The sequence below is a fragment of the Salinicola sp. genome, assembly GCF_982684285.1.
The window spans coordinates 1-12,735 of record NZ_CEXLVS010000071.1 but is presented as its reverse complement, the minus strand read 5'-3'; the positions used below and the strand labels follow the sequence as shown (position 1 = coordinate 12,735).

Here is a 12,735-nt window from a genome sequence, read left to right as displayed (position 1 = left end):
GCAGGACGATGGTACGGGTCCGGACGCTGGCGATGACTTCACCGACGGACTGACCGCTTCGCAGATGGCCGACATTGCCGTCGACAAGGCGCAGCAGGGATGGCGGCTCGCCAGGCCCTACGTGGAAACCTACGCGCAGCGGCCGGTGACCTGGATCGTCATCGCCGTCATCCTGCTGTCGTGGATCTTGTTGCGCTGGCGGCGCGCGGCGAAACGGCGCCGGCTGGCCCGGCGCGAGGAGCCGTCGATCTAGCCTTTCGGCGGTGACCTGGTCACGCCATCGCCATGCGGCGGCCGTGTCGGGCCTCTTACAACCTTGGTGGCAGCGCCTCGTCGGCCCGATCTGATATAAGATCGATAACCGTCACGAATCAAGGAGATCCCATGGCTGACAGCGCGAACGCCCACGTCGAGTCCGGAGTGCCCCTGACGGGGCTCGAGGCCTTCCACTCGGTCAACGACATCATCGCCGACGCGTGTCGCCGCTACGCCGACAAGCCAGCGTTCAGCTGCATGGGCAAGACGCTGAGCTATGCCGATATCGATCGTCTCGCCGACCGCTTTGCCGCCTGGCTGCAAAGCCACGACGATCTCGCACCGGGCGATCGCATCGCCATCCAATTGCCCAACGTGCTGCAGTTCCCGGTGGCCGTGTTCGGCGCGCTGCGTGCCGGGCTGGTGATCGTCAACACCAATCCGCTCTACACCGAGCGCGAGATGCGCCACCAGTTCCGCGACGCCGGGGTCAAGGCGATCGTGGTGCTGGCCAACATGGCCCACAAGCTCGAGAACGTGATCGCCCAGACCGATATCCGTCACGTGGTGGTCACCGAGATGGGCGATCTCCACGACTGGCCCAAGCGCGCGCTGATCAATGTCGTGGTGCGTCGGGTCAAGAAGATGGTGCCCGCCTACTCGCTGCCCCAGGCGGTCGGCTTTCGGCGTACGCTGGCGGGCAGCGGGCGTGCGGCCAAGGTCGCGGCGGGGCAGGACGAAGAGATCGCCGTGCTGCAGTACACCGGCGGCACCACCGGGGTGGCCAAGGGCGCGATGCTGACGCACCGCAACCTGATCGCCAACATGCTGCAGACCCAGGAGCTGCTCGGCGACACCCTGGAGCACGGCCGCGAGACGATCATCGCGCCGCTGCCTTGCTATCACATCTATACCTTCACCGTGAACTGCCTGTACGCAATGACCACCGGTCAGCACAACATCCTGATACCCAATCCCCGTGACATCGCCGGCTTCGTCAAGACGTTGTCGAAAACGCCGTTCACGGTCTTCGTGGGGCTCAACACCCTGTTCAACGCCCTGTGCCAGCGCGACGACTTCAAGGCGCTCGACTTCTCGCGGCTCAAGTTCACCATCTCCGGCGGCATGGCGCTGACCCAGGCCGCTGCCAAGCGCTGGCAGGAGGTGACCGGCAACGGCATCGTCGAGGGCTACGGCTTGACCGAGACGTCGCCGATCGCCCTGGTCAACCCGCCCGATGCGGCGCAGATCGGTACCATCGGCCGCCCGGTGGCGGGCACGTCGGTGCGGGTGGTCGACGACGAGGGGCGCGCGCTGCCGCCGGGGGAGAGCGGCGAGCTCTGCATCAAGGGGCCGCAGGTGATGAAGGGTTACTGGAATCGCCCGGAGGATACCGCCAAGACGCTCAGCGACGACGGCTGGCTGCGCACCGGCGACATGGCGGTGGTGCAGGAGGATGGCTACGTCAAGATCGTCGACCGCAAGAAGGACATGATTCTGGTCTCGGGTTTCAACGTCTATCCCAACGAGATCGAAGAGGTGGTCGTGGGGCATCCGGACGTACTCGAGGCCGCCGCGGTGGGCGTGCCCGACGAGGAGACCGGGGAGGCCGTCAAGCTGTTCGTGGTCGCTCGCAACGAGAGTCTCGACCCCCAGGCGCTGCGTCAGTGGTGCAAGCGGGAGCTGACCGCCTACAAGGTGCCCAAGTTCGTGGAGCTGCGGGACGAACTGCCCAAGAGCAATGTCGGCAAGGTCCTGCGGCGGGAGCTGCGCGATGAGATGTCCGGCAAGGCAGGCGATGAGCCCCCGGCGTGACATCGGTTCCCCTCGGACGTGAGTTGATCCGCTGACGGCGCTACAATGACGGGTTCGTCACCATCCTTGGTGGCGGCCCGTTCTCGCCGACGTAGAGGATCTCTTGAGCGCTATCGCTTCCCCCTCGCTGCAAGCCCTGAATGACCTGGAAACTCGCCTGGACGGCTGTCTGCTGCGCGATGCCCACGAGCAGCGTCGGCGGCTCCAGCGCCTGGCGCAACGTGCCCGCGACGGCAAGCCGATCGACCGGTCGCTGAAAGAGGTCGAAACGCGACTGGCGGCGTCCAGTGAGGTACTCGCGCGTCGCCAGCGCCAGCCGGTGACGCTGAACTACCCCGACGCGTTGCCGGTCGCCGCCAAGCGCGAAACCATTCTCGAAGCCCTGCGCGAGCATCAGGTGGTGGTGGTCGCCGGCGAGACCGGCTCCGGCAAGACCACCCAGCTACCCAAGCTCTGTCTGGAGCTGGGACTGGGGCGGCGTGGCATGATCGGCCACACCCAGCCGCGCCGTCTGGCGGCACGGTCGGTGGCGGCCCGCCTGGCCGAAGAGCTGGAGGTGCCGCTGGGCGAGCAGGTCGGTTATCAGGTTCGCTTCACCGATCAGAGCAGTGACGACACGCTGGTCAAGCTGATGACCGACGGCATCCTGCTGGCCGAGACGCAGCACGATCCGGACCTGATGCGCTACGAGGCGATCATCATCGATGAAGCGCACGAGCGCAGCCTCAACATCGACTTCCTGCTCGGCTATCTCAAGCGCCTGACGGCCCGACGCCCCGACCTCAAGGTGATCGTCACCTCGGCGACCATCGACGTCGAGCGACTCTCCCGGCATTTTGCCGTCGAGCGCAACGGCGAGGTGCAGCCCGCGCCGGTGGTCGAGGTCTCCGGGCGTGCCTATCCGGTCGAGGTGCATTATCGGCCGCTGGTGCGGGAGTCGCGGGACGAGGAGGACCTGACCCTGCAGGAGGGCATTCTGGCGGCGGTCGACGAGGTCGAGCGAATCGAGCGCGAAAAGCGCTGGTATAGCGGCCCGCGGGATATCCTGATCTTCCTGCCGGGCGAGCGCGACATTCGCGAGACGGCAGACGTGCTGCGACGCGCCGAGCTCAAGAGCACCGAGATCCTGCCGCTCTATGCGCGGCTCTCCAACGCCGAACAGAACCGGGTGTTCCAGCCCCACGCCGGCCGGCGCATCGTGCTCTCCACCAACGTGGCCGAGACCTCGTTGACCGTACCCGGCATACGCTACGTGATCGATCCCGGCCTGGTCCGAATGAGCCGCTATAGTGCGCGCGCCAAGGTCCAGCGTCTGCCGATCGAGCCGGTGAGCCAGGCCAGCGCCGATCAGCGCAAGGGCCGTTGCGGGCGCGTGGCTGAAGGTGTCTGCATCCGACTCTACAGCGAAGAGGATTTTCTCTCCCGCCCCGAATTCACCGAACCCGAAATCCAGCGCACCAACCTGGCCTCGGTCATTCTGTCGATGCTGTCGCTCAAGCTGGGCGACGTGTTCGATTTCCCGTTCGTCGATGCGCCGGATGCCCGCTTCGTCAAGGATGGCTATCGGTTGCTGTTCGAGCTGGGGGCCGTCGACGACGGCGAGCGCATCACCGCCATCGGACGACAGCTGTCCCGCTTGCCGATCGATCCGCGCCTGGCGCGAATGGTGCTGGCGGGCGAGCGTTTCCAGTGCCTGCGCGAGGTGCTGATCGTGGTCAGCGCGCTGGCGACGCAGGATCCCCGCGAGCGGCCGGCGGAGAAGCGCCAGGCCGCCGACCAGCGTCACAAGCAGTGGGAGGACCCCAACTCCGACTTCGTCGCCTGGCTCAATCTGTGGCATGGCTTCGACGCCATGCGCGAGACGCTGTCGAGCAGTCAACTGCGGCGCTGGTGTCGCGACCAGTATCTGAACTACCTGCGCCTGCGCGAGTGGCACGACACCTATCGCCAACTGCGCCAGTTGACCCGCGAGATGAAACTGACGCCGTCGAGTGCCATGCAGCCCGATACCGCCCCACCGGCCGGTGAAAATGGCGCGGCGGGCGCGGAGCAACAGCCGGCGGAGCAGCCCCGGGTCGATACCCAGCGCCTGCATCAGGCATTGCTTGCCGGGCTGCTCTCCAACCTGGGGCAGTTGCAGCCGGAGAGCCGGGAATTCCTCGGTGCCCGGAACCGGCGCTTCCTGATCCATCCGGCATCGGGCCTGTCACGCAAGCCGCCCAAGTGGGTGATGGCCGGCGAGATGGTGGAGACCAGTCGTCTGTTCGCGCGTGATGCGGCGAGGATCAAGCCGGAGTGGATCGAGCCGCAGGCGGCGCACCTGATCAAGCGCAGCTACAGCGAACCCCACTGGGAGCGCAAGCGCGCCCAGGTGGTGGCGCTGGAGCAGGTGACGCTATTCGGCCTGCCGATCGTTACCGGCCGCCGCGTGGATTACGCCAAGGTGGCGCCGCAGGAGGCCCGGGAGATATTCCTGCGCCGGGCACTGGTGGAGGGCGACTACCAGACCCGGGCGGCGTTCTTCGAGCACAATCGTGCGATGATGGCGGAAGTGGAGGATCTCGAGGATCGGGCGCGCAAGCGCGACATCCTCATCGACGAGGAGACACTGTTCGCCTTCTACGACGAACGGGTTCCGGCGGATGTCGCCGGCGGGCGCAGCTTCGAGAACTGGCGCAAGCAGGCCGAGCGCGACACGCCGGATCTTCTCAAGCTGGACAAGGCGGCGCTGATGGCGCGGGACGCCGACGACGTCAATGTCGAACAGTACCCCGACGAGCTGGTGTTCAACGGCGTGCGCTATCCGCTCAGCTATCACTTTTCGCCGGGGGCTGGCGACGATGGCGTCACCTTGACCGTGCCGGCGGTCATGTTGGCGCAGTTGCCGCAGGGGCGCTTGAGCTGGCTGGTGCCCGGGTTGCTGCGCGAGAAGTGCATCGCACTGCTCAAGGCCCTGCCCAAGACGATGCGTCGGCAGGTGGTACCGATCCCCGACTGGGTCGATGCCGCGCTGGCGTCGCTGACGCCGGACGACCGGCCGGTCGAGGAGGCGCTGGGGGAGTTCCTGCGGATCAAGACGGGAACGCGCCTGGACGCGTCGGCTTGGCGTCACGATCAGCTCGACCCGCACCTGGTGATGAACCTGCGCGTGGTGGATCACAATGGCCAGGTGCTGGGTGAAGGACGTGACCTGCGCCAACTGCAGACGCGGTTTGGCGAGGCCGCCGCGGCGGGCGCCAAGGCGCTGGCCCAGGCGCCGAAAGACAACGCCGAGCGTCTCGACGACCTGCCCGAGACGCCGTTGCCGAGTTCGCGCACGACCCGCCAGGCCGGGATCCAGGTCGAGGTCTATCCGGCGATGGTGGTGGAGGAGGACGAACTGCGGGTCGCCTGGTTCGACCACGCCGCCCGCGCCGAAGCCGCCCATCGCGACGGGATCGTCAAGCTGGCCCGGCGCAGATTGCCCGATACCGTACGCTATATCCAGCGCGAGCTGCCTGCGCTCAAGCAGTCCGCGCTGCTGTTTGCCAAGGTCGGCAGTCACGAGCAGCTGTCCCGTGACGTCATCGATGCCTGCCTGGCCCAGACCGTGGCCGCCGATCCCTTGCCGCGCTCCCGCCAGGCGTTCGAGGCCCGGCTCGAGACCTGGCGCGGAGAGCTGGTCGCCTATGCCGAGGCGCTGCTGGATGACCTGCACAAGGCGTTGCAAGGCCATCTGGCAGTGACCAAGGCGCTCAAGGGCAACGTTACGCTGGCGCTGGCGCTGACCTACAGTGATCTCAAGGCGCAGATGCAACGTCTCGTCTACCCTGGCTTCGTGCGCGACGCCGGCCCCTGGCTCAAACATTACCCGCGCTACATGCAGGCGGCCGAAATCCGGCTCGAGAAGGCGCCACGGGACCTGCGTCGGGACCAGTTGTCGATGCAGCAGGTGCAGGCGTGGGAGGAGCGGGTCGATACGCGGCGCCGGCAAACCCATCGCGACGGGATCGTCGATGCCGACCTGGTCGAATTCGGCTGGTGGCTGCAGGAGTGGCGAGTCTCGCTGTTCGCACAGCAGTTGGGCACGCTGGAGAGCGTATCGGAGAAGCGCCTGGCGCGACGCTGGCAGGAGATAACCGGGCAAACCGTGTGATCGGCGGGCTCGATACACTGCATCCGCCGTCGGCGGGTGCGCGTAATGATGGAAAGCGGCGGATGCCGCGGGAGGTAATAGCCGATGACGCAAGCCGTGATTACCGCGACGGGCCTGTTCACGCCGCCGGATTCGATCGATAACGCCGAACTGGTCGCCAGCTTCAATACCTGGGTCGACGCCGAAAACTCGCGGCACGCGGCAGCGATCGAGCGGGGCGAGCGCGAGCCGCTGGCGCACTCCAGCGAAGCCTTCATCCTCAAGGCGTCGGGTATCGAAAGTCGCTACGTGATGGAAGCCGGCGGGATTCTGGATCCCGAACGCATGCGACCCCGGATTCCACAGCGCGCCAACGACGCCCTGTCGGTACAGGCCGAGATGGGTGTGGCCGCGGCTCGCCAGGCGCTGGACAAGGCGGGCTTGCGTGCCGCTCAGCTCGACCTGATCATCGTCGCCTGCTCCAACCTCCAGCGCCCGTATCCGGCGGTCGCGGTCGAGGTCCAGGCCGCGCTGGGCGCCGGCGGCTACGCGTTCGACATGAACGTGGCCTGCTCCAGCGCGACGTTCGCCATCGACATGGCCACCAACGCCATCCGTGCCGGCAGCCTGGAGCGGGTTCTGGTGGTCAACCCCGAGATCTGTTCGGCGCATCTCAACTTCCGTGACCGGGACAGCCACTTCATCTTCGGTGACGCCTGTACCGCCATCGTGCTGGAGGCCGACCATCTCGCCCAGGATCGGGAGCACTTCACGGTATTGGGAACGCGCTTGAAGACACAGTTCTCCAATGCCATTCGCAATAACTTCGGATTTCTCAATCGTCTTGCCGACGAAGGGCACGATGCGCTGGACAAGCTTTTCGTCCAGGAAGGGCGCAAGGTGTTCAAGGAGGTCTGCCCGATGGTCGCTTCGTTGATCCTCGATCATCTGGAGAGCCAGTCGCTGACCGGGGACTCGGTCAAGAAACTGTGGCTGCACCAGGCCAACCGTCACATGAACGACCTGATCGCGCAGCGCGTGCTGGGCCGCGAGCCCTCGCTATCGGAAGCGCCGGTGATACTCGATCGCTATGCCAATACCAGTTCGGCGGGATCGATCATTGCGTTTCATCTGCATCGTGACGACCTTCAGGACGGCGACGTGGGGGTGGTGTGTTCCTTCGGTGCGGGCTACAGTGCGGGCAGTGTGATACTGCGTAAAGGGAATGCGTGTTGATGAAATCGATCCATTGGCTGGGCGGCGCCTGTGTCGCCGCGGCGCTGAGCGGTTGCGCCTCGACCGGGGAAGAATCGAATCCCCAGGATCCGTGGGAGGGCTTCAACCGGGGTGTCTATCAGTTCAACGATACGCTCGATCGCTACGCGCTCAAGCCGGTTGCGCAGGGATACGACACCATAACGCCGGATCCGGTTCAGGATGGCGTTGGCAATTTCTTCTCCAACCTGGGGGAGATTCGCACGGTCTTCAACAGCATCCTCCAGTGGGAATGGGGCAATGCCGGCGTCGCTTCCGGACGCTTTCTGGTCAACACCGTGCTGGGTGTCGGTGGCGTGCTCGATCCGGCCACTCGCATGGGGCTGGACGAGAACGAAGAGGATTTCGGCCAGACCCTGGGCGTGTGGGGGATCGGAAGCGGCCCGTACCTGGTGCTGCCGATTCTGGGGCCGAGCACGGTTCGAGACACCAGCGGCCTGCCGGTCGATATGTACACTTATCCGGTCACCTATGTCGAAGAGGACAAGTGGCGTTACGGCCTGACCTTCCTGCGCTACGTGGATCTGCGCGCCGGCCTGCTCGACCAGGAAGCGCTGATCCAGGGAGATCGCTACAGCTTCATCCGCGACGCCTATCTCCAGCGTCGCCAGTTCGAGGTCACCAACGGAGCGGCTGGCGAGGATCCGTTCGCCAGCGGCGGATTCGGTGACGATTTCGAATATAGTGAAGACGACTTCGCCGAGTAGACCTGTGTCCAATACGCTGTCGGACGAGCTGCCTGTGATCGGTCTGATCGATCTGCCGGGACCGGACCGTGAACGCTTGATCGAAGAACTCTCCCGTCTCGACATCGTGGTGCGGGCCGCCGTCTCGGTTTCGACGCTGCCGGCGCATTGCGATCTCGTGGTGGCACACGTGCGAGCGGTGTCGCACGACGGGTGGGAGCGGCTGGCCGTTGGGCGTCCGACCATCGTCATCAGCGAGAGCCGGCGCGACAACGACCTGCACAAGGCGCTCGATGCCGGGCTGATCGATTACCTGGTCGAACCGCTCAAGCATGTCGACATTCTGCGGCGCTTGGTCGAACGGGCCCTGGAACTGACGCGGCTGTCCCGCGATCACAGTGAAAGCCGGGCGGAGCTCGAAGCGTTGAACGATCGTCTCGAAAGGCATCTCGAGATGCTCCGGGACGACCAGCGGGCAGGTGGGCACGTGCAGCGCAAGCTGCTGCCGCCGCCGGGTGTCTCGCACCTCGGCGTGCGCTGCGACTACTGGTTCGCGCCTTCGCTCTATCTGTCGGGTGACTTTCTCGATTTTCAGCGATGTGACGACCGCTACAGCTTCTTCTATTTTGCCGATGTCGCCGGCCATGGCGCCTCTTCCGCCTTTGTCACCGTGTTGTTGAAGTATCTCTGCAATCGCTGGCTGGCCCAGTGGCGGACGCTGCTGCCGGAAGCGTTTCCGTCCCGGTGGCTGGGCGAGCTCAACCGGGAGCTGCTGGAGACCGGCATCGGCAAGCACGCCACGGTCTTTGCCGGTGTGCTGGACCACGAGCGTCATTTTCTGCACTATGCGCTCGGCGCCCAGCTGCCGATGCCGATTCTCCAGGCGGAGGGGCGAAGCGTATACCTGGGGGGAGAGGGGCCTCCGGTGGGGTTGTTTCCCGATGTGGAGTACCCCATCTACGGGTGTCCATTACCCGAGTCGTTCCGACTCTGGTTCTGCTCCGATGGCGTTCTGGAATGCCTGCCGGAGGGTTCATTGAACGCGCGGCTCAAGGAACTCGAGCACCGCACGGCACACTGCACCAGCGTCGACGATCTGAGGGAAGGGTTGGCGTTGGGGGATCCTCTGCCGGATGATCTCAGCATGATGACATTGAGTGGTTTCGACCATGATTGAAGGGCGGATCAGGGCGGCCTTCGAGTCGGGCGTATTTGTGCTCAAGCTGTGCGGCGACGTGCGCTTGACGCTATGTGCGACACTGGATGCCGAGGCGCAGCGCCTGGCGGATCTGCCGGGCTTGCGGGCGGTGATGGTCGACCTGCGCGAGGCGACCAACGTCGACTCCACTGCACTGGGGTTCCTGGCCAAGGTGGCGATGGCAGTCCAGGGGCGATTGGACGACCCGCCCACGATCATCGCCGAGCACCCGGACGTTCGGCGGATGCTGGACGTCATGGGGTTCGCGCGTTACTTCACGCTGCTCGAAGCGCCGTTGACCGAGCCGGCGGAGCTGGATGAGCTGCCTCAGGTCGAAGCCGACGAGAGCGGCATTCAGCAGCGAATCCTGGAAGCCCACCGCATCCTCATGCGCATGAGCGAGCACAATCGACACGAGTTTCAGCCGTTCGTCGAACTGCTCGAATCACAGCGCGTCGACGCCCCCCCGCACGGTTGATCTGCTCGACCGAGGGCGGGCCGTAACGAGTGACGATCCCCGCGGCGCGGGCGTCGGCTCCTGCGCCGTCGCCCCGATGATCGACAGTACGCCTTCACTGCCAGGCCGGACCGTACTGGCCTCGAATGCCTGTCCGGGCGAGCGGGGTTCTTTCAAGCCGCGCCCGGGCAGTTTTCGTCTGTCGAGCACGACAACGCCGCCTCGAAGCCGGGCGTACGGCGGGATGCCGATCAGCAACAACTCGATCTTGAAGGAGAACATGTGACGATCTTGAGCGCACGGCGGCTGGCGTTGCTGGTGGCTGCCAATACGGCGCTGGCACCGCTGGCGATCGATGCCTACCTGCCGGCAATGCCTGCTCTCGCGACGTCGATCGGTGCCAGCGTGCACCATACCGAGCTGTCGCTCAGCGTCTTCCTGCTCGGATTCGCACTCGGGCAACTGGTCTGCGGCCCGCTGTCGGATCGTTTCGGTCGCAAACCGGTACTGATGATCGGGTTGGGCGTCTTCCTGGTCGCCAGCCTGGCGCTGACCCAGGTGGGCTCGCTGGCGACGCTCTGGGGATGGCGCTTCGTGCAGGCGCTGGGCGGTGGTGCGTGCGTGGTGAATTCCGCCGCCATCGTGCGCGATCGCTTCAGTGGTCGGGAGGCGGCCAAGGTGATGTCGACCATGGTCATGATCCTGATGATGGCGCCACTGGTGGCGCCAGCCATCGGCAGCGCGCTGCTGCACCTGGCGGATTGGTGGCTGATCTTCCTGTTTCTCGCCGTCTACGCCGCTTTCGTGCTGTGGTTGCTTGGGCGCTATCTGCCCGAGACGCATGGTCGCGATCCGAGCGCACCCTCGGCGCGGCAGATTCTGGGGAACTACGTCAGCGTACTACGCCACCGAGAGGCAATGGGCTATATCGGGGCGGTATCGATGTCGTTTGCCGGCATGTTCGCGTTCATCACCGGCTCCCCCTATCTCTACATGGAGCATTACGGGCTCTCGACCACGCTTTATCCGTTCGTATTCGGTGCCAATATCCTGATCATGGCGTCCTCGAGCCGGCTCAATATCCGATTGTTGAAGACCCGCACCCCGCAGCAGAACCTTCTTCTGGGCCTTGGGGTCCAGTTGACGGCGGGCGTGCTGCTGGTGGTGATGGTGGCAACGGGTCTGGACTCCATTTTCACGATCGCCCCGCTGATGGTGGTTTTCGTGGGGATGCAGGGGTTGATCAGCCCCAACGCCATGTCGTCGATGCTGGACCATTTCCCCCGCATGAGTGCCACGGCAACGGCGCTGCAGGGCTGTCTGCAGTTCACCTGCGGCGCCGTCTCCGGGGCGCTGGTCGGCGCCTTCGAGCTGGCCAGTGCCTGGCCGACGGTGCTGACGATGCTGGGCGCCACGCTACTGGGCAACGTCGCGGTAAGGGCGCTGGCTGGCCGGGCGCTCAAGCAGCGCGTCGCAGCCGAGGAGCCGGCCACCTGAGCCGTTACCTGAAGCGGCGTCATCGTTACTCGTCTTGACGCTTGTCATTTGATTGTCATTTAACCTTGTCATGGTGGGTGCCGCGAAGGTTGCCATCCATGCTCTCCAGGCTGCACCTAAAGAACCATCGACGACTCTGGGGATTCGGGAGATCGTTCGGTGGTTTTTTTCTTTCGGACAATCACGACGGTCGAGTTCATCTTTTTCATCGATGACACCGCTGTCATAAAACTGTCACGGCACTGACGTACGGTTTGCGCTGAGAGTGCTGGCAACCTTCGCAACGTCGTTATCGCTCACGCATCCAAGGTGGAAACAGGATATCGCTATGCTTAAACACGTCTTCGCAACGCTCATTTCCGGATCGCTGGTTCTGGGCGCCGCTGGTGTCCAGGCTCAAGACGCCATCACCGGCGCTGGCGCAACCTTCCCGTACCCGGTCTATTCGCAGTGGGCGGACGCCTATCAGGACGAGTCCGGCATCGGCCTCAACTATCAGGCTATCGGCTCCGGCGGCGGCATCCAGCAGATCGTCGCCAAGACGGTCACCTTCGGTGCCAGTGACGCGCCGATGACCAAGGAAGAGCTGGACAAGAATGGCCTGATGCAGTGGCCGATGGTCATGGGTGGCGTGGTCGCCGCGTTCCATGTCGAGGGGATCGAGGGCGGTTCGCTCAACCTGGACGGCCCGACACTGGCCGACATCTACCAGGGCAAGATCACCAACTGGGACGACGAGGCCATCGCCGAGCTGAACCCGGACATGGACCTGCCGGACACCCAGATCACGCCGGTCTACCGCGCAGAGGGCTCCGGAACCAACTTCCTGTTCACTCACTACCTGTCGCAGGTCAGCCAGGACTTCGCCGACAACGTGGGCGAGGGCAAGTCCGTCGCTTGGCCGGCAGGCGTCGGCGCCAAGGCCAATGCAGGGGTGGCCAGCCAGATCGCCAACACCAACGGTGCGATCGGCTACGTCGAGTTTGCGTACGCCGCCCAGAACGATCTGAGCCTGGTGCACCTGAAGAACAAGGCGGGCAAGGTCGTCGCGCCGAGCATGGAGTCGTTCATGGCTGCCGCTGCCAACGCCGACTGGAAGAATGCGCCGGGCATGTATCTGGTGCTGACCAACCAGCCGGGCGACGAGAGCTGGCCGATCACGGGCGCCTCTTTCATCCTGATGCACAAAGAAGTTCAGGATGCGGAGGCTGCCGGCCAGGCGCTCAAGTTCTTCGATTGGGCCTACAAAAACGGTAACGACATGGCGCAGGAGCTGGACTACGTGCCGATGCCGGAGAACGTTGCCGACATGGTTCGTGACAGCTGGAGCGAGATCAAGGGCCCGAATGGCGAAGCCGTCTGGACCCCGTGATTCTTGACTGACGTGCCGCGACGGCAGGCGGGGAACCGCCTCCGTCGCGGCGCTGTATCGGAACCC

The 12,735-nt window shown here is 64.9% G+C and carries 10 protein-coding genes; 9 read left to right on the top strand and 1 reads right to left on the bottom strand.

Translation table 11 applies throughout. The features are described from left to right. The 7 genes from AC3AYF_RS08335 to AC3AYF_RS08305 all read left to right on the top strand — a co-directional run. Positions 1–253 (top strand): hypothetical protein (locus AC3AYF_RS08335; protein ID WP_487779613.1); only part of this gene is annotated, 253 nt, incomplete at its 5' end. A gap of 131 nt (positions 254–384) precedes the next feature. Next, positions 385–2,070 (top strand): AMP-binding protein, encoded by a 1,686-nt coding sequence (locus AC3AYF_RS08330; RefSeq protein ID WP_487779612.1) that lies wholly within the window; start codon positions 385–387, stop codon positions 2,068–2,070. Positions 2,071–2,173: 103 nt separating this feature from the next. Continuing rightward, positions 2,174–6,205, top strand: coding sequence for an ATP-dependent RNA helicase HrpA (gene hrpA / locus AC3AYF_RS08325; protein WP_487779611.1), 4,032 nt, complete (start codon positions 2,174–2,176; stop codon positions 6,203–6,205). A gap of 84 nt (positions 6,206–6,289) precedes the next feature. Further along, positions 6,290–7,420 (top strand): beta-ketoacyl-ACP synthase III, encoded by a 1,131-nt coding sequence (locus AC3AYF_RS08320; RefSeq protein WP_298841506.1) that lies wholly within the window; start codon positions 6,290–6,292, stop codon positions 7,418–7,420. Beyond that, entirely contained in the window at positions 7,420–8,166 is a 747-nt protein-coding gene (locus AC3AYF_RS08315; RefSeq protein WP_295038455.1) for an MlaA family lipoprotein, read from the top strand. Before AC3AYF_RS08320 ends, AC3AYF_RS08315 begins: the two co-directional genes overlap by 1 nt. A 16-nt stretch (positions 8,167–8,182) precedes the next feature. Then, positions 8,183–9,322 carry a PP2C family protein-serine/threonine phosphatase gene (locus AC3AYF_RS08310; protein ID WP_487779616.1) on the top strand — a complete coding sequence of 380 codons (1,140 nt, stop codon included), beginning with the start codon at positions 8,183–8,185 and terminating at the stop codon, positions 9,320–9,322. Beyond that, complete coding sequence (locus AC3AYF_RS08305) at positions 9,315–9,821, top strand: STAS domain-containing protein (protein ID WP_295038459.1); 507 nt, start codon at positions 9,315–9,317, stop codon at positions 9,819–9,821. The genes AC3AYF_RS08310 and AC3AYF_RS08305 overlap by 8 nt, the downstream gene beginning before the upstream one ends. Here AC3AYF_RS08305 and AC3AYF_RS08300 read toward each other — a convergent pair. Continuing rightward, complete coding sequence (locus AC3AYF_RS08300; RefSeq protein WP_295038461.1) at positions 9,789–10,082, bottom strand: hypothetical protein; 294 nt, start codon at positions 10,080–10,082, stop codon at positions 9,789–9,791. The genes AC3AYF_RS08305 and AC3AYF_RS08300 overlap by 33 nt on opposite strands. Here AC3AYF_RS08300 and AC3AYF_RS08295 point away from each other — a divergent pair, their 5' ends adjacent. After that, positions 10,083–11,297: a Bcr/CflA family multidrug efflux MFS transporter gene (locus AC3AYF_RS08295; protein ID WP_295038462.1), complete on the top strand. Its 1,215-nt coding sequence runs from the start codon at positions 10,083–10,085 to the stop codon at positions 11,295–11,297. A gap of 328 nt (positions 11,298–11,625) precedes the next feature. Then, positions 11,626–12,669, top strand: a complete 1,044-nt coding sequence (gene pstS / locus AC3AYF_RS08290) for a phosphate ABC transporter substrate-binding protein PstS (protein WP_295038464.1) — start codon at positions 11,626–11,628, stop codon at positions 12,667–12,669. The last annotated feature ends 66 nt before the right edge of the window (positions 12,670–12,735 follow it).